We start from the raw sequence: 22475 nt of genomic DNA on the forward strand, positions 1-22475 counted from the left end.
TGATCCAGCGCATATTTAGACTAATTGCTGACATCGACCTCATATTTTCCTTTACTTAAATAGACCTACGTCAAAACAATCTTACATCGCCTTGGTTACATTTAGCGACAGTATAACCACAAGGTGGATTAACAAGATGAATTATAAAAATTGGCCTATAGCCAAGCAGATAGGCACCCTCGCCCTGATCCTAACCATAATCGTATTCGCCATCATCAGCAGCGTATCCTACTTCACTGCGGCCAAGGTGTTGGAAGAAAAAGCCATGACCGCCGTTAAGGCGCAGATGCACAGTACAGCCGACCTCATTGAGCTGGAATATAACAGCCTGTTATCTCTAGCCAGACGCAACGCTGACGTACTTAGAGCCATGTATCCAGGGCAGTTTTTTAAGCCCGATAAAACCGTGATGGTATTGGGTAATCCAACACCCGCTCTGGCTCATGAACGCGAGCAGATCAACGCTTCCAAGAGTAAAGTCGATCGCTACTCTAACCTCACCGGCGGCAATGCCACCGTCTTCGTCCGTGATGGCGATGACTTTATCCGTATCTCTACTTCTCTAAAAAAAGCCGATGGTAAGCGAGCCCTGGGCACCTACCTGGGCAAGAAACACCCTGGCTATGCCGCGTTAATTGCAGGCAAAGAATATGAAGGATATGCCAGATTATTTGGCAAAGACTATATGACAGTCTACCGCCCCATTACCGGACCTCAGGGCGATATCATAGGCATACTCTATATCGGCTTCGATATCTCTGAAGCCTTAACCGAGCTGCAAAGCTCGATGAACCAACTGCAACTGGAAGAAACCGGTTTCTTTACCCTTATCCACACTGCCTCCAACTCAATCATCGCACGCCCTAATCAAGCGTCAGGCACCCAACTGACCGAGGCTCTACTCGATGGTTTACCTTTAGAGCAAGCCAAGCGCAACGACCAGGAAAGCGAATACTTAAACAGTAACAACGAACCCATGTATAGCTACGCCGTCAGCATCCCGGGTTGGCAATGGACCTTGCTTGGCCAAGTGAAAAAGAGCGAACTTAACGAAGAGAGCCTGAAACTCTTGACCATCAACGTGGGTGTCGCGGCCATGGGAGTGTTACTCATTACCACACTCCTCTCTATGGTGCTGATCAAAACCCTGCGACCGCTGCGTCAGCTACAGCATCAGCTCACCGAGCTGGGCCAAGGCAACCTGACCCAAGAATTTGACGAAGTCAGCGTCGACTCCAACAATGAAGTCGATAAGATCACCCTAGGTGCCCGCCAGATGGCCATCAGCCTAAGAGAGCTGGTCAATGCGCTGCGCACCTCGGTAGATACCCTGGAAGAGCAAGCCCAAAATGCCCAGGAAGTGGCGCGCCTCAACGGCGAAGAGGCTCAATCGCTGATGGCACAAACAGATCAAATCGCCACCGCCATCGAAGAGATGTCTGCCTCGGTGCGTGATGTGGCCAACCATGCCAGCGAAGGTGCGACCCAGAGCCAACAGGTCGACAATGCCTCCCGCGAAGGTCATCAACAACTGGATCAACTGGTCCAGGGACTTGGCAGACTTAGCGAGCAACTCGATGCCAGCCACCTGAGTGTTGAAAACGTCAGCAAAGAGAGCGAGGCGATCAGCCAGGTTACCGAAGTGATCAACAGCATTGCCGAGCAGACCAACCTGCTAGCGCTCAACGCCGCCATCGAAGCCGCCCGCGCCGGCGAACAAGGCCGCGGCTTCGCCGTGGTTGCCGACGAGGTGAGAACCCTGGCCCAGCGTACCCAAACCTCGATTGCAGAGATCAGCCAGACCATCACTCAGCTGCAGCAGCAGATCAAGGTCACCGCCGAGCAGATGGGGCAAAGTCATCAGCTAGGTACAGCCTCGGCCACCCAAGGCCAGGAGGCTGCAACCAAGCTCAACCAGATCACCATCAGCATAGGTGAACTGGCTGTCGCCTCAACCAGCATCGCCAGTGCCACCGAGCAACAGAGCGCCGTGGCCGATGAGATCACCCGCAACCTTCACGAGATAACAGAGCTCGCCCGCGAGGGTGATCAGCGCGCCAGCGACACCGTCGACGCCGCCCAGAGCCTCTCGCTCATCGCCTCCGACATCAAACAGAAGATCAGCGTGTTTAAGTCATAGCTTTTGGCTAACGCTCATCTCAACGAAAAAAGCCGCTTCAAAGCGGCTTTTTTATGTCTGGCTGACATAGCAGTAGCTGAGTTTGCGTAGCGAGGTGTCGACTCTTGGAAGTTTAATGCCTAGGTAGTTTAACGATTGAAGCGCTGTGGCTTAGAATGGATGTTTAACGTTTGCCGGCATAGCCATCGGCAAGGAAGCCTTAACCATGGCTTCATGGTGTATCAATTGCCTGCCGCAGGCCTTATGTGCAAACACATTTGTGACACGCTACGAGCACCTCCCTGTGAGCTCTACCTCGGCATCCATGCCTCGGAAGGTCACAAATGTGTTTACACCAGTATCTATCGTCTCTTCGATTTGGCGCCTTTTGGTACCCTAAGACTGCCCAAGCATACAATCTAATGCGTTTGTTAGCCGTATTGCAGCTTACTCGAATTATCGAAGTAAGACAGTTTGTTAGAAGATTCGGTCAAACTCTTGATTTCACTTAAAGGGACGTCGGTAACATAATGCGCGCGAGTGCTCATGATTTGAGCTTGCCAAATTTGTTTGGCGCTTCGTAGCTCCCATTCCAGCTTAAAATGGTCATTTTCAAAGACAACATCAAGGTATTTAAGGCGTTCAACGCCGTGACTAACACCATCAATCTCAACGCTATTCGCATCAAGCTTCAAAACGACAAGGCTTGGATCGCTATAGATCCTGTAAATTCTGTAACATAGCCAAATAAACATAATCGGAAGCCAGAGAGTGATAACAATAACTTTACCTATGAGATTCGGTGGAATGTTTTCATGAAAAAAATAAAAAGGTAAGCAACACAATAAACACAGCAAAAATACAATATATTGACCCACTGAATTTACTTTTTTGAACGAGACATCAGTCAAAATTCGACCTCATAAAAGAGCATAGGTATACAACACCTTTGTTTAGGGTGATCGAAAAAGAACGGAGCAGCGTGTAAGTTGCCACAGCTGCGCGCATTATGCGCGGCGAACGGCTCAACCCTATAATGTGAAATGCAAGTTATTGGCACTTAAACTCAATCTCTGCTTGCGCATCCGACCTGAAAGGAACCATATCTTTAGGAACAGCTTTAATGAATTGAAGTTCTTTCCCTTGAGCTTGGCAATAGGAATTTGCTTCTTTTAAAGCATCAGCTTTAACCGTAGAACCAGTGACATCGAATCCCTTTTCAGATCTAGAGATCATATAGCTATCACCGCCTAATGGGACGACTCCAGATGATTGCGCGCAGGCGGTTAATATTAAAATAAAGCCAATTACTATAACTCGATTAATTTTCATTTTTCTCTCGATACATATAACCCCACATTTGCAGCTAGTTTGGATCGCAGCTGAAAACCAGTCCCGCAGCATACGCTTGTTAGGTGTTTTCTTCACTAGGAATATGCGCTTTCCACTGATCTTTTACGTAGTCATAAAAACCATCAACTCCAGGAACTCGCACGACCTGTGCTAGCTCTCGCCCTGCTTGCGAAAGCAGTACTTGGCCTATGGACAGCTGATTTTGCCCATTTTTCATTTCTAAAGTTAACAAACGGCCACAATAAGTTAACGTGAATTTTTCTGGCAATCCTTGTCTGGTAAACCCTGAAAGTGAATTAAATTGAATTAGCCCTAAGCTATCTAAATGAGACAAGGTGCTGAAATTAATCCCCAGGTCATTGTAAATCGGTGCTTGGCTATTAAAGACTAATGGAGTGAAGTTTCCTATATTCCACCCAAACTTGCATAAAGTCTGGAATAGCTCCGCATCTCTTTTATCAAGATCGCTCAGCAAGTTCACTGTACGCCTGGAAAATGAGCCAGGTGTATTTGCCTCGCCAGCAAGAACGTTAGCCCATATAGTTTGCATTTCTTCATCTGAAACAATCCGCGACTTATCGAAGAAATTTGTAAGCCAATCATCTTCCATATCTTCAGGATTAGATGTGTCGTCAAGATGGGGAATAGACTTTTTGGTAATCTCCTCCATGTTTTCTTGACGATTAGCTTCTTCTTCGACAAAACGGTGCATTGCTCTGCGATGTAAGTCAGTAATTTTTATCTCTGACTCTGCTTTAATCAAACTTGCTTCAGCTTCAGCTTCCGCTTTTGCAACACGCTTTATTTGCCATGGTTCAAATACCCCACCGATTGCAGATGAAACCTTTTCGATTAGCGTATTAGCGGGCTTAGAAAGCTCACCGAGATTAACTAGTGATGTTGAATTATCGTCTGACATTATTTATACCTAACGCTTTTAGCGAGAATGCCGCCTAAAATAAATGGGATCAGAGTTAACTTTTTGAGGGAGTTGATTGGTGCGTTTTGATTGGCTTTTCATTCCCTGAATGGCGTCGTCGATGTTTGATTCGAGTTGGCCTAACTATGTCCTTGATTGGTGATACTTTAATCTATCTTATGGTTGGCATTCAACATGTCACTTCACATTTTAATGCGCTTTTTTCTCTAAAAATAATAACTTGTATCAGTAAGCAACAAATGCCGCCAAATCGAAGAGACGTTTAGACACCAGTGTAAACAGGTTTTTGGCCCTCGGCGGCATGGACGCCGCCGTGGAGCGTATAGGGATATATTCACAGCGTGCCAAAAACGTGTTTACACATTCCCCCGCCGGGGAGGCGATAAATAACAGTGAAGGTACGACCTTCAATCCCCTACTAAATCCCCATGCAGCCAAAAGCTCAACGCCTATTCCCCAACCGCTTGCCCGTGCGCCCCAAACACGGGCAATAAAAAACCCCGTATTCTCATACGGGGTTTTTCCACTGCGAATTCAAAGCTTAATCTTTATGCTCTGGATCCCTATCCATGTTCTCAGTATTCTCTAACCACAAGGCGTTAATAATACCGAAAGAACACGCCAGCAAAATGCCTAATATCCAAGCAAAATACCACATAATGTCGGCTCCTATTAGTAAAGTGACGTCTTGTTGTCTTCGATGTAGCTACGGCTTAAGCGACCAAACATCTTGAAGTAAGTCCAGATGGTGTAGCTTAGCACGATAGGTACGAAAATAGCGGCCGCCCAAGTCATGACCGTTAGGGTCATGTGACTGGCTGTCGCATCCCACATAGTCAGGCTCACGTTAGGCTCAAGTGAAGATGGCATCACGAATGGGAACATTGCTGCACCACAAGTTAGAATCACCATAGCCACTGCCAGCGAGCTGAACAGGAAGGCAAAGCCAGAGCGGTTAAAGCGGCTCGCCAGTAGCGCCAGTATCGGCATAGCAACACCCAAGATAGGGAACAGCATAGTCACTGGATACTTGTCGTAGTTAGCCAGCCATGCGCCCGCCTCTACGGCAACCGTCTTAAGAGCTGGGTTAGATGCACCGTGGGTGTCGATAGTCGAGGTAATCACATAACCGTCGATACCATTGGCTAACCAAACGCCCGCCAGGGTAAAGAGCACAGCGACTAAAGCCGCAGCCACTTGGGTAGCTGTCGCCGCACGAACGCGCAGCTCGCCTTCTGTCTTCATCTGTAACCAAGAGGCGCCTTGCATGATGATCATAGATACGCTCACCAGGCCGGCCAGCAGACCGAATGGATTGAGCAGACCAAGCAGACCACCGTGGTAAGTTGCACGCAGGTACTCGTCAAAGTTAAACGGTACACCTTGTAGCAGGTTACCAAAGGCAACACCTATGATGAGTGGGGGTACGAAGCCACCCACAAACAGCGCCCAATCCCAGGTCTTACGCCATCTTGGATCCTCGATTTTAGAACGGTAGTCGAAACCCACAGGACGCAGGAACAAGGCAAACAGCACCAACATCATGGCGACATAGAAGCCAGAGAAGGATACCGCATACACCATAGGCCAGGCAGCGAACAGGGCGCCACCTGCGGTGATCAACCATACTTGGTTGCCATCCCAATGGGGGGCAATAGAGTTAATCATAATACGGCGTTCGGTATCGTCCTTACCTATGATAGGTAGCAAGGCACCTACGCCCATGTCAAAACCGTCGGTAACGGCGAATCCGATGAACAGCACACCAATCAGCGCCCACCAGATAAATCTTAATATTTCATAATCAAACATAATGAGATCTCCGGCTTAAGCTTCTAGATTTTCAAAGTGATAGCGGCCCGTCTTAAGACTACTCGGTCCCTTACGTGCAAACTTGATCATCAGGTAAAGCTCAATCACCAACAGGACTGTGTAGAACAGCGTGATAGAGATGATACTGAACCATAGATCCGCCACCGTTAGGCTAGAAGCTGACATGAAGGTTGGCAGCACCTCAGAGATGGTCCAAGGCTGACGACCGTATTCGGCGACGAACCAACCACACTCGATGGCAATCCAAGGCAGTGGTAGGCTGTATAGCGCGGCCTTAAGTACCCATGGCTTCTCTTCGATCTGATGACGTGTACTCTGCCAGAAGGCAGCAGCAAACACGAACAGCATGACAACCCCCAGGCCAACCATCACACGGAAGCTCCAGAACATAGGCGCAACCGATGGAATAGAATCTTTAGCCGCGGCCTTGATCTGCTCTTCGGTAGCATCAACTACATTGTCTGTGTAACGCTTAAGCAGCAAACCATAACCCAGGTCGACTTTCGCCTCTTCAAACGCTGCACGAAGCTCTGGCGTTTCGTTGCCGGCACGTAGCTCGGTCAACATGGCGTACGCCTTCATGCCTTTACGGATACGCTCTTCGTGTTCAACGATTAGGTCACGAATACCGGTAACCTCTTCATCGAGAGAACGAGTCGCGATGATACCCATAGCATATGGGATCTTAATGGCATAATCTGTGTGCATGGTTTCCTGATTTGGGAAACCAACGGCAGTAAAGGCCGCAGGAGCAGGTTCAGTGTGCCATTCGGCTTCGATAGCCGCGAGCTTAACGCGCTGCGCCTCACCCACCTTATAGCCAGACTCATCACCCAGTACGATAACCGACAGGATAGACGCCATACCGAAACTTGCTGCGATAGCAAAAGAGCGACGGGCAAATGGCAGGTCACGCTTTTTGAGGATGTAGTATGAGCTGATGGCCAGTACAAACATGGCGCCAGCCACATAACCAGAAGCCACAGTGTGAACAAACTTCACCTGAGCAACAGGGTTAAACAAGACTTCTGCGAAGCTTGTCATCTCCATACGCATGGTTTCGTAATTGAACACGCTACCCACAGGGTGTTGCATCCAACCGTTAGCGACCAGGATCCACAGCGCAGACATGTTAGAGCCCAGCGCCACCAGCCAGGTAACCGCCAAGTGTTGACGCTTACTGAATCTGTCCCAACCGAAGAAGAACATACCCACTAGGGTCGATTCCAGGAAGAAGGCCATCAAACCTTCAATAGCCAGCGGTGCTCCGAAGATGTCACCAACATAGTGCGAATAGTATGACCAGTTAGTACCAAACTGGAACTCCATCGCCAAACCTGTGGTAACACCCAGGGCAAAGTTAATACCAAATAGCTTACCCCAGAACTTGGTCATATCTTTGTAGATCTGCTTATTGGTCATCACATAGAGTGATTCCATAATGGCCAGCAAGAACGCCAGCCCCAAGGTCAAAGGTACAAACAAGAAGTGATACATAGCCGTCAGCGCAAACTGCAAGCGCGAGAGCTCTACAACCTCTTCAACAATCATCAGTGACTCCTTAGGTGGTGCGATCATTCTTCAAGGTAAGATCCCCATCAACCCTGAAAAATGCCTAATTAGGAATTTTATCATTCAAGTAATTTGTCAGACCTGAATCTCACAAACCGCCAAAATTAAACTTTTTGCCTTTCTCAAACGTCTCTGACGCTCAAAAAAGCACGCTTACCAACAATTTCGAGACAGGGCTCACAAAACCCAACACTTTTTGAACACGCATCTCAAAAATCAGCCAGCACAATCAATTTAAATTATTTTTTTCAGAAACTTACATTAAGGCGTACCAAACGTACCCTGGCCATTTTATACCATTCAAATTTGATTCAAATCAATCAATCCCGGCGGGGATAGTGGGTTTTGCGGACAGCGCCACACTTCACCCCGCAACACGCTTGCCTAAATACCAAAAACGTGATAGGGGAAAATATAACCAAGATAAAACCAATAGTTTCTACACATTTAAACCAAATTCACATCAAACCCAACATTTAACAAGTTTTAACAAATCCTGAGTTAATATATCTCAACACAAAAAGAAGGAAAGCAAAATAAAATAACATTAAAAACATATAGTTAAAAAATCAAAGCAGCTAAAACCACAACCAAACCAAGCTTTATTAATTAGAATAACTAATGATTAGCTCTAATTTTAATCGTTTGTCGACAAGAGCACATTTGCTTACTATATCCCTGTGTTAAGGAGACGCCTCAATCAACCCGGTGACGTAGCCCGGTAGGCCAAGACTCCGCTCACATCATTAATCACTGTGTGGAGAATCCAATATGAAAAACCTATTTGAACGTCTAGTTAACTGCTACAAGCGCACTTTTGTTGAACTCTATACTGCAAGAGAGTTGTAAATAGCGCTTCTGCCCTAATTACTTGAAGTTTTGTTAGCGCAAAACGGCCACCGTTTTCTCCTCGAAAGCGGTGGCTTTTTACTATCTAACGCATCATTACTGTTGGTTTGAATTTAGTTTAGCAGAAGCTAAATAAATGAAGAGCTAAATTCCTCCTTTTCACCTTTAGTTAGCTAATGCCCTACTTTGCTGGCACTTAAGGTAAAAACTCTAATAAAGTCGTTTTTATTGCTATTTAGTAGTTCAAGATGTAGTGATATACAAATAAGTGCATGTATATAAGACGGTTTAATCTACCACTTTATGGCTATAAAAAAAGGGCCTCGAAATTTCGAGGCCCTTTTTGTGTCACTATACTGAGCTGACTTAGGTTAGCCTAATTTAGCTCTGACGTTTCTGAACATTCTCATCCATGGGCTATCTTCGCCCCACTCGTCAGGATGCCATGAGTTAGCAACGGTTCTAAATACGCGCTCTGGGTGTGGCATCATAATAGTCACACGACCATCAGTGCTACAGATCCCTGTCAGTGCATTCGGTGAACCGTTAGGGTTCTCTGGGTACTGAGTCGCTATTTGGCCATGGCCATCGACGAAACGCAGTGCGATAGTACCAGAGGCTTCTGCGGCGGCTAGCGCCTCAGGCGATGCGAACTCGGCGCGACCTTCACCGTGAGACACAGCGATCGGCATACGTGAGCCTTCCATGCCTTCAAAGAAAAGTGACGGACTCTTCTGCACTTCAACCAGGCTGAAACGTGCCTCGAAGCGCTCAGAGCGATTACGCACGAAGTGTGGCCAATGCTCAGTACCTGGAATGATATCTTTCAGGTTAGAGAGCATCTGACAACCGTTACACACACCAAGGGCAAAACTGTCGCTGCGCTCAAAGAACTGACTAAACTGTTCACGGGCACGGGCATTAAACAGAATCGACTTAGCCCAACCTTCACCGGCGCCTAGTACGTCACCGTAAGAGAAGCCACCACAGGCCGCCAGGCCCTGGAACTCTTCTAGGCTGATACGGCCAGAGAGGATATCAGACATGTGAACGTCGCGGCTCTCGAAACCTGCGCGATCGAAGGCCGCAGCCATCTCAAGGTGTGAGTTAACCCCTTGCTCGCGCAGAATCGCCACCTTAGGTGCAGCACCCTTGAGAATGTAAGGCGCGGCAATGTCTTCACTTGGATCGAACTTGAGATCCACCGTCAGACCTGGCGCGTCGGCCACCTGCTTAAGCTTAAACTCTTCCTCTGCACACTCTGGGTTATCACGCATCGCCTGCATGCGGTAAGTGGTTTCGGCCCAGATGGTACGCAGCTCGGTACGAGACTCGGCCAATACCTCATTCGATGCGTCGCGAATGATAATGCTGTCACCGGCTACCGGCTTAGCAACGACGTGACAAGTCACACCGGCCGCTTGATATTGCGCCTTGATCGCTTCGCTATCGGCGGCACGTACCTGAATGACGGCGCCCAGCTCTTCGTTAAACAGACGCTCTAGGTGAGTGCCCGTAAGCGCGCTGAGATCCACATCTAAACCTGTGTTGCCGGCAAAGGCCATCTCAACCAGAGTCGTGAACAAACCACCGTCACTACGGTCGTGATAAGCCAGTAGCGCCTTATCGGCCACCAGCGACTGAGTCACCTCGAAGAAGCCACGCAGCAGCGCCGCATCGGCTAAATCTGGCGCCTTGTCGCCGAGCTGACCATAAACCTGCGCCAGACATGAGCCACCCAGACGCTGTTCACCCTGACTTAAGTCAACCAGTAACAGCTCGGTGTCACCCTTATCGCTTCTCAGCTCAGGGGTTACCGTCTTACGAATATCTTGCACCGCACCAAAGGCTGTGATCACCAGCGACATTGGCGAGGTTACCGCCTTCTCTTCGCTACCATCTTGCCAGGCGGTCTTCATCGACATCGAGTCTTTACCCACTGGGATGGTGAGATCCAGCTCAGGACATAACTCTTCACCCACGGCCTTGACCGCTTCATACAGACCGGCATCTTCACCAGGGTGACCTGCCGCTGACATCCAGTTGGCCGACAGCTTGATGCGCTTAAGCGAACCAATATCACTGCCCGCGATGTTCATAATAGACTCGGCCACCGCCATGCGCGCCGAGGCGCCAAAGTCTAGCAGTGCCAATGGCGTACGCTCACCCATAGACATAGCTTCACCCGTGTATGAGTCAAAGCTTGATGCGGTCACGGCGCAATCGGCGACTGGCACCTGCCAAGGGCCGACCATCTGGTCGCGATTCACCAAACCGGTAACCGTGCGGTCACCGATAGTGATCAGGAAGGTCTTCTCGGCGACAGTTGGCAGACGCAGTACGCGGCGCACCGCTTCTTTTAGCTCAATGGTCTCTTGTGCCAGGGCTGGCGAATCAGCCTTTTGTGACACGACGTCACGGCTCATCTTAGGCGCCTTGCCTAATAGCACTTCCAGCGGCAGGTCGATCGGCTTGTTGTCGAAGTGCTCGTCTGACAGAGTCAGATGACGCTCTTCGGTCGCCTCACCAACAACGGCAAATGGCGCGCGCTCACGCTCACAGATGGCAGTAAATAACTCAAGATTTTCCGGCGCAACAGACAAGACATAACGCTCTTGCGACTCGTTACACCAGATCTCCAGCGGGCTCATGCCTGGCTCGTCTGACGGTACGTTACGCAGCTCGAAACGGCCACCACGTCCACCATCGTCAACCAGTTCAGGGAAGGCGTTCGACAGACCACCTGCGCCCACATCGTGAATAAATTGGATCGGGTTATCTTCACCCATCTGCCAGCAGCGATCGATCACTTCCTGACAGCGACGCTCCATCTCTGGGTTGTCACGTTGTACCGAGGCAAAGTCGAGATCTTCACTTGATTGGCCTGAAGCCATTGAAGATGCCGCGCCGCCGCCCAGGCCGATATTCATCGCAGGGCCACCAAGTACGATAAGCTTGGCACCAACGGTGATCTCACCTTTTTGGACATGCTCTTCGCGGATATTCCCCAGGCCACCAGCCAGCATAATGGGCTTATGGTAACCACGTACTTCGACACCGTTGTGGCTCGACACTTCCTGCTCGTAGGTACGGAAGTAACCCAAAAGAGCCGGACGACCAAATTCGTTGTTAAATGCCGCGCCGCCCAGTGGGCCTTCGGTCATGATGTCCAGCGCTGTAACGATACGATCTGGCTTACCGTAATCTCCTTCCCATGGCTGAACAAAACCAGGGATCTTAAGGTTAGATACGCTAAAGCCTGTCAGACCCGCCTTTGGCTTAGAACCACGACCGGTTGCGCCTTCATCACGGATCTCACCACCTGAACCTGTGGCCGCACCTGGGTATGGGCTAATCGCTGTCGGGTGGTTGTGTGTCTCCACCTTCATCAGGATATGCATCGGCTCGGTGTGATAAGCATAAACACCATTTGGCTCTGGGAAGAAACGACCGGCAACAGAACCTTCCATTACGGCAGCGTTATCTTTATAGGCAGATAGCACGTGGTCCGGGGTCTTTTCAAAGGTGTTTTTAATCATCTTGAACAATGATTTAGGCTGCACTTCGCCATCGATGGTCCAGTCGGCATTGAAGATTTTGTGACGACAGTGCTCTGAGTTTGCCTGGGCAAACATCATCAATTCAACATCGTTAGGGTTACGGCCCAAACGAGTAAAGTTTTCAACCAGATAGTCAATTTCATCCGGCGCCAGGGCTAAGCCTAACTTTAGGTTAGCGGCCTCGAGCGCTGCCTTGCCTTCACCCAGCACATCGACGCTGGTGAAGACCGCAGGCTCGGTGCGGGCAAACAGACTGGCAGCCTGTTCGAAATCAGACAGGATCACTTCGACCATACGGTCGTGTAGTAAACCGACTAACTGTTTTTGTTGAGACTCATCCAGATTATCGGCCTGAACATAGTAGGCAATGCCGCGCTCCAGGCGCTTAACCTTATTCAAACCACAGTTATGTGCGATATCGGTCGCTTTCGACGACCATGGAGAGATGGTGCCCGGACGTGGCGTCACGAAATACAAAGTGCCTTGAGGCGCATGTGCTTCGATTGCAGGTCCATAGGTTAACAACTTGGCTAGCTGCTGGGTTTCACCAGCATCCAACGCCTCTGTCAAATCGGCTAAATGAATGAACTCAGCATAGATGTCCTGTACAGGAAGCGCCGCACTCTTACAGGCTTCCATTAACTTTTGAACTCTAAACGCTGATAATGCAGGGGCTCCGCGGATGATCTCCATCACGTCTATTCACCTTATTAATTATAATTGCAGGGTCAGATCTGGCGCTATTATAGGGAAATGTGGGGCACAAATCATCCGTAGAGTCGCTTCAAAACCGAGTTTCCCTCGATTTATTATCACCATAGCGCGAAAACAGCTTTACGTAACAAAGAAACTGGCGCGGCCCTAATTTCATGCCCCATAATTAAGCTGCCAGAAAGCAAAAATCATCCAACAAATATAAGCCATTCACGGCCGAAAAAATCGTCATTATTGCGTTTGTTCACCTTGTGATATAATCGTCGGCCGCGTTTTATAAAACGGATTAAAAAATAGTAACTTAATGAGAGTTTTCCTGCTGATTCTATTCTGTGTTTCGCTACTGACTGGCTGTCAGGGCGAGCGCGTGGACGCAGCAAAAGTCTCTACGCCTGCACCGAAAACGCAACTTAATGTCGGCACCCTCTATGGCGCGCAGATCTATGTCACCACGGGTCAGGGCGTAGCCGGCTTCGACTATGAGATGGCTGAGCGATTTGCCAACCATCAGGGGCTAGAGCTCAATATGCAGCCCTACTCCACCATAGGCGAGCTCTACCGCGCCATGCAAGCAGGTGAGATAGATCTTATCGCCGCGGGGCTGGGCGATACCCAAAGCCGACGCGAACAGTTTAGACTCGGCCCACCGCTCTATTATGTTAATCAGGTATTGGTCTACAAGCAGGGGGTAAAATACCCTACAGATATCAGCCAGCTTGATGACAACATTACGGTGATCTCTGACTCCTCCTTTATCGAGACGCTGGCGGATCTGCAAAAGCTCTACCCTGAGCTGGTGTGGGATCAGCATGGCGACAAAGACAGCGAAGAGCTGCTGGCGATGATCGCCCGTGATGAGATCAGCTATACCATCGCCGACTCAACCACCTTTGAGATCAATCGCCGCTACATGCCTGAGCTTAGAGCCGGCCCTGTGCTAAGAGAGGAACAAGCGGTAGTCTGGCTGTTACCGCCCACAGGTAGCGATCAACTGATGAGCGATCTGCTGAGCTTCTGGCATCAAGAAAAACGCGCCGGCACTCTGGCTCACCTCAATGAGAAATATTTCGCCCATGTGAAGCGCTTCGATTATGTCGATACCCGCGCCTTCCTGCGCGCCATAGATACTAAGCTGCCCAAATATCGCGACGACTTTGTCCATTATGCTGGCGATCTCGACTGGCGCAAGCTGGCAGCGACCGCCTATCAGGAATCCCACTGGAATCCCAATGCCCGCTCGCCGACCGGGGTACGCGGCCTGATGATGCTCACCCTGCCGACAGCAAAACAGATGGGGATCGATAACCGTCTCGACCCTGAGCAGAGCATACGCGGCGGCGCTAAATACTTAAGCGACATCCTCAATCGCCTGCCGGAATCAATCCCGGAAAATCAGCGGATGTGGTTTGCCCTGGCGTCATATAACATAGGCTATGGTCATGTGGAAGATGCCCGCAAGCTGGCACAGTCTATGGGACTTAACCCCAGTGCCTGGCGGGACCTAAAAAAAGTTCTGCCCCTGCTACAGAAGCGTAAATATTACAAACATACCCGCTATGGCTATGCCAGAGGTAGCGAGGCAGTGCATTATGTGGATAACATCAGACGTTATTACGACACCCTAGTGTGGATTGACAACCAGCATCAGGAATTACAAGATGACATAATGGAAGCGCAACAACAAACGGCCGAAAAGCAATCACAAAGCGAGATTTCCGGAGCACAGCCCGAGTAAAAGTCACAGGCTTGTGGTATAGAAGAGTGATAGGCCTAGAGGAGGTTCAAAATGAGAAAAAAATCCTTAAACAATCTGTCTTCACGGCGACGCACGCTACTTAAGATACGCCATCAACACACGATAAACCGACAGAAGCAGTTCTTCACCTTTATCAAGCAGCCCAGCAGCGATAATTCACTGGACTAGGCTAATTTAAGCAAACGTTAGCTAAACAACAAAAACAAGGGCTTATTGCCCTTGTTGCTTTTCTGCCTGCTTCAAGGCCTTCTTCTCTTTACGTCGGCGGCGAAAAAAAGCACTAAGCTGCTCACCGCACTCTGTTGCGAGTACCCCTGAGGTGACACTCAGCTGATGATTAAAGGCGCTGTTTCGCACCAGATCCAACACACTTCCGGCAGCGCCAGTTTTAAGATCATCGGCGCCATACACCAGACGGCCGATTCTGGCGTGCACCATAGCGCCGGCGCACATGGCGCAAGGCTCTAGGGTGACATACAAGGTGGTATCGAGCAGACGATAATTCTCCACCATCTGCCCCGCGGCGCGAATACACTCCATCTCGGCGTGAGCACTGGCATCATGACGACAGATGCTGAGGTTATAGCCAGTTGCTATCACCTTATCATCCTTAACCAGCAGGGCGCCGACCGGCACCTCGCCTTGCAGCTCAGCCTCGGCCGCCAGCGCCATGGCTTGACGCATATAGTCTTCATCTTTTAGCGCCTGTTCATCCAGGCTGACTGGGGTTTCCAATGGGTTACTCATCTTTGTCGATCTTTGGTCACTGACGCTATTAGGATAATGGCCTGTGTCAGAAATGTCTCTTAGATAAAAAAGGGGCATATCACTATGCCCCTTCCATTATTGCTTACAAGCTATCGCAGGATTATTCCCACTCGATAGTTGCCGGTGGCTTACCTGAGATATCGTAAACCACACGAGAGATACCGTCGATCTCATTGATGATGCGGTTTGACACTCTGCCAAGGAAATCATATGGCAGGTGCGCCCAATGCGCCGTCATAAAGTCGATGGTCTCTACCGCACGTAGCGATACAACCCAGTCGTACTTACGGCCATCACCCATTACACCTACGCTGCGCACAGGCAAGAAGACGGTAAAGGCTTGACTCACCTTGTTGTACAGATCGGCTTTATGCAGCTCTTCGATGAAGATGGCATCGGCACGGCGCAGTAGATCGCAGTACTCTTTCTTCACTTCACCCAGTACACGTACCCCCAGACCTGGTCCAGGGAATGGGTGACGGTAAAGCATGTTATAAGGCAGGCCAAGTTCCAGACCTATCTTACGTACTTCATCTTTAAACAGCTCACGCAGCGGCTCAACCAGACCCAGCTCCATATCATCTGGCAAACCGCCGACGTTATGGTGTGACTTGATCACATGGGCCTTACCTGTGGCACTGCCTGCCGATTCGATAACATCTGGGTAGATGGTGCCTTGGGCCAGCCACTTGGCGTTCACACACTTACGTGACTCTTCATCGAAGATATCGACAAATACCTTGCCGATGATCTTACGCTTGGCTTCTGGCTCGGCTTCACCGGCCAGGGCGTCGAGGAAACGGTTCTCGGCGTCCACATGAACGATGTTGAGACCGAAATGGTCGCCAAACATCTCAAGTACCTGGTCGGCTTCGTTTAGGCGCAGCAGACCGTTATCAACAAACACACAGGTCAGTTTGCTGCCAATAGCACGGTGCAGCAGCATGGCCACCACCGATGAGTCAACACCACCAGATAGACCTAGGATAACCTCGTCATCCCCAACCTGCTCCTTGATACGGGCAACCGCGTCTTCGATGATAGAAGAAGGTTTCCAGTTGGCTTCACATTGGCAGATATCCAGGGCGAAATGCTCAAGCATACGCTTACCCTGACGGGTGTGAGTCACTTCTGGGTGGAACTGAACACCGTAGAAACGCTTCTCTTCGTTGGCCATTGCCGCGTAAGGACAAGTATCTGTCTTAGCCACAGTCACGAAACCTTCAGGGATCTCAGAAACCTTATCGCCATGACTCATCCAGACGTCAAGCAGCGCCTTGCCGCTATCGCTGACCGCATCTTCGATGCTCTTGAACAGCTCTGAAGGAGACTGTATTTCAATCTGGGCATAACCGAATTCGCCTTCGCCAATCCCCTGGATCACCTTGCCGCCCAGCTGCTCTGACATGGTCTGCATACCGTAGCAGATCCCCAGTACAGGCACGCCTGCATTAAAGACATATTCAGGAGCACGAGGTGAGTTGTCGGCAGTGACACTCTCTGGGCCACCGGCCAGAATAATACCGTTAGGCGCAAAGCCCTTGATCTGCTCTTCAGACACATCCCAGGCCCAAAGCTCACAGTAAACACCGATCTCACGGATACGGCGGGCAATCAATTGCGTGTACTGAGATCCAAAATCGAGAATGAGGATCTTATGATCATGAATGTTGCTCATGCTTTACCTTTTATCTTTCAGATTTTTCGCCAATGTTCGACATTTATCGATACCTGGCTTAAGAAAAGGCAGTGTATTTTTCAATGACACTGCCTGATTTCAATAATTAAGAACGGCTACGATAGTTAGGCGCTTCTTTGCTGATGGTCACATCATGGACGTGGGATTCACCCATACCCGCCGAGGTCACCTTCACAAACTCCGCCTTCTCGTTAAGATCTTTAATAGTAGGACAACCTGTGAGGCCCATGCATGAACGCAGGCCACCCATGTACTGGTGGATGATCTCTTTTAGCTTACCCTTGTATGGTACGCGACCTTCAATACCCTCAGGTACCAGTTTGTCGGCGGCGTTATCGCTTTGGAAGTAACGGTCAGAAGAACCTTGCGTCATGGCGCCCAGTGAGCCCATGCCACGATAAGACTTATAAGCACGACCATTGTATAGCTCAGTTTCACCTGGCGCCTCGTCGGTACCGGCAAACATTGAACCTGCCATGATGCATGATGCTCCTGCGGCCAGCGCTTTAGCTAAGTCGCCTGAGAAGCGGATACCGCCATCGGCGATAACAGGAATATCCAGATGCTTAACCGCTGCGGCGGCATCTGATACTGCGGTGATTTGCGGCACGCCCACACCAGTGACGATACGAGTGGTACAGATAGAGCCTGGGCCAATACCCACCTTAACGGCGTTCACACCGGCTTCAACCAGTGCCAGCGCACCTTCCGCTGTCGCCACGTTACCGCCAACAATCTGTAGTTCTGGGTACTTAGCGCGGGTGTCACGAATACGCTGCAGTACACCTTCAGAGTGGCCGTGAGAAGAATCGATAAGCAACACGTCGATACCGGCTTTTACCAGTGCATCGACACGCGCTTCGTTACCGGCACCAGCACCGACAGCGGCACCAACACGCAAGCGACCAAACTCGTCTTTACAAGCGTTTGGCTTCTCTTCTGCTTTTTGGAAATCTTTTACGGTAATAAGACCTTTGAGTCTAAAGTCAGCGTCAACCACCAGGACTTTCTCGACGCGGTGAGCATGCATCAACTTCTGCACTTCATCCAGCGGAGTGCCTTCTGGTACGGTTACTAGGCGCTCTTTAGGCGTCATCACCTGGTCAACGGTACGAGACCAATCGGTAATGAAGCGCACATCACGACCTGTGATGATACCCACCAACTCATTGGCTTCATCGACTACAGGATAACCGGCAAAGCCGTTTTTCTCCGTCAACACTTTCAGTTGCTCAAGTGTGGTATTTGGCGTGACCGTTACAGGTTGCTGAACGATACCGGCTTCATAGATCTTCACTTGGCGAACTTGCTCGGCCTGCTGCTCTATGCTCATATTTTTATGGATAAAACCAATACCACCTTCCTGTGCCATCGCAATGGCAAGGCGCGCTTCAGTCACGGTATCCATGGCTGCAGACACAATTGGCATATTGAGTTCTATCTTTTGGGTTAAACGAGTCTTGAGAACGGCAGTGTTAGGGAGTACGGTCGAGTGTGCAGGAACAAGCAACACATCATCAAAGGTTAGTGCTTCTTTTTTTAAACGTAGCATGGCAACATCTCCCCATGTAGGTGATATAAGAGGTAAAATATTGCGGCGGGATTATACCTTGCATATTGGGCTTGGTAAATGGAAAATAGTAAAAAAGTCGCTTTAGTTGCAAAATATCTATGAAAATGCCGAAAAATAATGTTTACACCGTCTCGCGCCTCAATGGCGAAGTCAGGCAATTGCTCGAAGGTGAACTGGGTAAAGTCTGGCTTGAAGCAGAAATATCCAATTTTTCGGCCCCTAGTTCAGGCCATTGGTATCTCACCTTAAAAGATAATTATGCCCAAATCCGCGCCGCCATGTTTAAGGGACGCAACCGCGCTGTCACCTTTCGTCCGGCCAATGGTCAACAGGTATTAGTTAAGGGCGCCATCAGCGTCTACGAGCCCAGAGGCGATTATCAACTGATTATCGACTCCATGTTACCCGCAGGTGATGGCCTACTCGCCCAGCAATATGAAGCCCTTAAACTGAAGCTGGCCGCTGAAGGACTTTTTTCTGCCGACACTAAGCGACCATTACCAAGCAATATTCAGCGTATCGGCGTGGTTACCTCGGCTACAGGTGCCGCCATCAGAGATGTTCTCCATGTGCTTAAACGGCGTGATCCCTCCATTGAGGTGATTATCTATCCAAGCCAGGTACAGGGGGAACATGCCGACAAATCGTTATGTCACGCCATCATGCAGGCTAACGACAGGATGGAAGTCGATGTATTGCTGCTCACCCGAGGGGGCGGATCCCTGGAAGATCTCTGGAGCTTTAACAGCGAGGCCTTGGCTCATACCATCTACAACAGCGCACTACCTGTGGTCTCGGCGGTGGGTCATGAAGTGGATACCACCATCAGCGATTATGTGGCCGACCTACGTGCCCCAACCCCTTCGGCGGCGGCTGAGCTGCTGTCCCAAGATGCCTTAAGTAAGGCTGATAAGCTCAAGATGGCCATGACCCGCCTCAGGCAGGGCTGGCAGCATTACGGCCTCAAAAAGGCGCAGCGCTTTTCGCAACTCGAACATAGACTACAACGACAAGATCCCAAGCGCCGCTTACAAGTGTATGAGCAACGCTTCGATGAGATGCAGCTTAAGCTTTGCGCCGCGCTAAATTCAAAATTACATAAACTAGAGCGTAACCAACAACAGCTACACGCTAGATTACATCGGGTCTCACCCAGCCATCAGCTCGCCTTGGCCAGCAACCGCCTAACCAACCAGGAGCAAAGACTGCATAGCGCCATGCAAGCAAGGCTTAACGATGCCCAGCGCTCCCTAGAATATGCTTCCCATCAGCTAGAAACCGTCAGCCCCTTAGCGACCCTAAGCCGTGGCTACAGCATCACCTTAGATGCCAAGGGCAAGGTACTACAGCGCTGCTCAGATGTTAGAGCGGGCGATCGCCTCACCACTAAGCTGCTCGATGGCGAAGTGTACTCTACGGTCAATTGAGTCAGGTTAAGATCAAAAAACGCCCTTGCGGGCGTTTGAGTCAGACAGTGAAACTTTTACTTTCTCGGGCCAACCGGCACCATGATATGAGCATAGGGCGTGCCCTTCCACATCACATAGGGACCTCCCGCATAGGGATCGGTTGGAAGACTGTCGAGTAATGCCTGATCAGGCATGATGATCATCAGGTGCGGGCCTTCAACAATCCATTGATTATCTTGGGTTTCGCCTTCGGCGTAGGGATCTGTGTTGCTCGCTCCACCATCACCAGCCAGCATGTAGGAGATACCTACCGCCTTGGCTTGAAACGGCTTCTTGTTACTCCAGGCATCGGCCCACTCCATCCAGGGGCCATCCATACACATAGGCGCCGTACCTTTTAAGCTTGGTGGCGTTGGAAAGCAGGTATAGTTGCTGCTGCCTTGTTGCAGGACATTCTTGTCCCAATCCATCACTGTGACCTTATCCCTCAGGGTCGGCGGAGCGGCGCTGAGAGCATCCGCCAATAAGGCCTGTTTATCTGCTGCTTGAGCGGCGCTAGCCAAAAATGCCAGAAAAATAGCAAGCAACAGGGGTTGTTGGTGTTTCATAACATATCCTTAGGTGAGTTTAACTACCTTAAATACTGCACTTTAAGTATAGTCGCCATCAACACAAAGACTCACCAAAACCAACTATTACAGCATGTAAAACCAGGAATCAATCGCAAAGTAGCAAAATGCACCAAAAAACTCTACCAACGATTTTAAACAATCAGGCATGACCAATAAAAAAGGCCAGCACAATGGCTGACCTTAGATAACGACAAGGAAGATTACTTCTTCTTGTCTTTGATGTGGCTCATCATACGCTTACGACGACGCTCCTGACTCACAGTCAACTTCTTAGTGTTGAGGCCATCGAACGGGTTGCCCCCTTCCTGGAAGCGCACCTGAATTGGCGTCCCCATCACCTTGAGCGAGCGGCGATAGTAGTTCATCATGAAGCGCTTGTAAGAGTCCGGCAGCTTCTTCACCTGATTACCATGGATCACCACGATAGGCGGGTTATATCCGCCAGCATGAGCGTACTTAAGCTTCACTCGGCGACCGTTAACCAATGGCGGCTGATGATCTTCCTGCGCCATCTGCATGATGCGGGTCAGCATTGAAGTGCTGACGCGGCGAGTCGCACTCTCGTACGCTTCCTGCACAGATTCAAACAGATGCCCCACCCCAGTGCCATGTAACGCCGAGATGAAGTGAATACGGGCAAAATCGATAAAGCCCAAACGACGGTCGAGCTCGCTCTTCACCCGCTCTTTAATTTCTTGATCGATACCGTCCCACTTGTTGACGGCGATCACCAGCGCGCGACCTGCGTTCAGGGCAAAGCCCAGCAGGCCAAGATCTTGCTCGGCGATCCCTTCACGGGCATCGACCACCAAGAGCACCACGTTGGCATCTTCCACCGCTTTAAGGGTCTTGATCACCGAAAACTTCTCAACGGTTTCATGTACCTTGCTACGACGACGCACACCGGCAGTGTCGATAATCACATATTCCTGGCCATCGCGTTCCAGTGGAATATAGATGCTGTCACGCGTCGTACCTGGCTCGTCATACACGACAACGCGCTCTTCGCCCAGGATACGGTTAGTCAGCGTCGACTTACCTACGTTTGGCTTACCGATAATCGCCAGTTTGATCGGCAGATCCTGCAGACGCTTCTGTTCGGCTTCGGCTTCTTCCTCTGTGTACTCACGCTCGTCGCTTTCCTCATCGCCCTCATCGTCGCGGGTGAGTCCTAAAGCTTCGGCATAAGGGGTCAGAGCATATTCGATCATATTAGTCACGCCGCGCCCTTGGGCGGCGGCCATCTGGTAGACCTCACCCAATCCCAGCGCCCAAAACTCGGCGCAAGACGAATCGGCGTCGATACCATCGACCTTGTTAGCGACGACGAAGGTGGTTTTTTCACGGCGGCGCAGATGCTCGGCAATCGCCTCATCGGCAGCGGTCAAACCGGCGCGGGCGTCGGTTAAAAACAGCACCACATCGGCCTCTTCGATCGCCGCCAGCGACTGCTCAGCCATGCGGGTTTCGATACCCTCTTCGGTGCCATCGATACCACCGGTATCTACTACGATGAATTCATAACCAGATAGATGTGCACGACCATACTTACGATCCCGAGTCAGACCTGGGTAGTCAGCTACCAAGGCGTCTCTGGTGCGCGTAAGACGATTAAACAGGGTCGACTTACCTACGTTTGGTCGGCCAACCAAGGCCACAACTGGAATCATTTTCTTGCCTCTAATTTACAAATCTATC

General features: G+C 50.1%; 16 protein-coding genes. 4 read left to right on the top strand and 12 right to left on the bottom strand.

The window, feature by feature from the left end:
* Positions 1-136: 136 nt before the first annotated feature.
* Complete coding sequence (locus NY07_RS06255) at positions 137-2140, top strand: methyl-accepting chemotaxis protein (protein ID WP_033538496.1); 2004 nt, start codon at positions 137-139, stop codon at positions 2138-2140.
* Positions 2141-2550: 410 nt separating this feature from the next.
* On the opposite strand, the gene NY07_RS06260 is transcribed toward NY07_RS06255, so the two are convergent.
* The 7 genes from NY07_RS06260 to purL form a co-directional block, all read right to left on the bottom strand.
* Positions 2551-2997: a hypothetical protein gene (locus NY07_RS06260; protein ID WP_140946920.1), complete on the bottom strand. Its 447-nt coding sequence runs from the start codon at positions 2995-2997 to the stop codon at positions 2551-2553.
* Positions 2998-3169: 172 nt separating this feature from the next.
* Positions 3170-3451, bottom strand: a complete 282-nt coding sequence (locus NY07_RS06265) for a hypothetical protein (RefSeq protein WP_140946921.1) — start codon at positions 3449-3451, stop codon at positions 3170-3172.
* Between the two features lie 79 nt (positions 3452-3530).
* The gene (locus tag NY07_RS06270) at positions 3531-4391 is read right to left on the bottom strand and encodes a DUF2806 domain-containing protein (RefSeq protein ID WP_033538499.1); all 861 of its coding nucleotides are present in this window, start codon (positions 4389-4391) and stop codon (positions 3531-3533) included.
* A gap of 562 nt (positions 4392-4953) precedes the next feature.
* On the bottom strand, positions 4954-5070 hold the full coding sequence (gene cydX, locus NY07_RS19150; RefSeq protein WP_033538500.1) for a cytochrome bd-I oxidase subunit CydX: 117 nt from the start codon (positions 5068-5070) through the stop codon (positions 4954-4956).
* A gap of 14 nt (positions 5071-5084) precedes the next feature.
* Positions 5085-6224, bottom strand: a complete 1140-nt coding sequence (cydB, locus tag NY07_RS06280; protein WP_033538501.1) for a cytochrome d ubiquinol oxidase subunit II — start codon at positions 6222-6224, stop codon at positions 5085-5087.
* 15 nt (positions 6225-6239) lie between these two features.
* Entirely contained in the window at positions 6240-7796 is a 1557-nt protein-coding gene (locus NY07_RS06285; protein WP_033538502.1) for a cytochrome ubiquinol oxidase subunit I, read from the bottom strand.
* Between the two features lie 1241 nt (positions 7797-9037).
* Positions 9038-12919, bottom strand: coding sequence for a phosphoribosylformylglycinamidine synthase (purL, locus tag NY07_RS06290; protein WP_033538503.1), 3882 nt, complete (start codon positions 12917-12919; stop codon positions 9038-9040).
* 325 nt (positions 12920-13244) lie between these two features.
* Between purL and mltF the strand changes: the two genes are divergently transcribed.
* Positions 13245-14675, top strand: a complete 1431-nt coding sequence (gene mltF, locus NY07_RS06295) for a membrane-bound lytic murein transglycosylase MltF (RefSeq protein WP_033538504.1) — start codon at positions 13245-13247, stop codon at positions 14673-14675.
* A gap of 51 nt (positions 14676-14726) precedes the next feature.
* Complete coding sequence (locus NY07_RS19520; RefSeq protein WP_157705001.1) at positions 14727-14864, top strand: hypothetical protein; 138 nt, start codon at positions 14727-14729, stop codon at positions 14862-14864.
* Positions 14865-14906: 42 nt separating this feature from the next.
* Here NY07_RS19520 and tadA read toward each other — a convergent pair whose 3' ends face one another.
* The 3 genes from tadA to guaB form a co-directional block, all read right to left on the bottom strand.
* The gene (gene tadA / locus NY07_RS06300; RefSeq protein WP_052125526.1) at positions 14907-15443 is read right to left on the bottom strand and encodes a tRNA adenosine(34) deaminase TadA; all 537 of its coding nucleotides are present in this window, start codon (positions 15441-15443) and stop codon (positions 14907-14909) included.
* Positions 15444-15564: 121 nt separating this feature from the next.
* On the bottom strand, positions 15565-17142 hold the full coding sequence (gene guaA, locus NY07_RS06305; protein WP_033538505.1) for a glutamine-hydrolyzing GMP synthase: 1578 nt from the start codon (positions 17140-17142) through the stop codon (positions 15565-15567).
* Positions 17143-17248: 106 nt separating this feature from the next.
* Positions 17249-18715 carry an IMP dehydrogenase gene (gene guaB / locus NY07_RS06310; protein WP_033538506.1) on the bottom strand — a complete coding sequence of 489 codons (1467 nt, stop codon included), beginning with the start codon at positions 18713-18715 and terminating at the stop codon, positions 17249-17251.
* 119 nt (positions 18716-18834) lie between these two features.
* On the opposite strand from guaB, the gene xseA reads away from it, so the two are divergent.
* On the top strand, positions 18835-20163 hold the full coding sequence (gene xseA, locus NY07_RS06315; protein WP_033538507.1) for an exodeoxyribonuclease VII large subunit: 1329 nt from the start codon (positions 18835-18837) through the stop codon (positions 20161-20163).
* Positions 20164-20219: 56 nt separating this feature from the next.
* On the opposite strand, the gene NY07_RS06320 is transcribed toward xseA, so the two are convergent.
* Together NY07_RS06320 and der are read right to left on the bottom strand one after the other, a co-directional pair.
* On the bottom strand, positions 20220-20753 hold the full coding sequence (locus tag NY07_RS06320) for a hypothetical protein (RefSeq protein WP_033538508.1): 534 nt from the start codon (positions 20751-20753) through the stop codon (positions 20220-20222).
* A gap of 224 nt (positions 20754-20977) precedes the next feature.
* A complete protein-coding gene (der, locus tag NY07_RS06325) occupies positions 20978-22447 on the bottom strand; it encodes a ribosome biogenesis GTPase Der (protein ID WP_033538509.1) in 1470 nt (489 codons plus the stop codon).
* Between the last annotated feature and the right edge of the window lie 28 nt (positions 22448-22475).

This window comes from Shewanella sp. ECSMB14101 (assembly GCF_000773485.1).
Lineage (GTDB): Bacteria > Pseudomonadota > Gammaproteobacteria > Enterobacterales > Shewanellaceae > Shewanella > Shewanella marisflavi.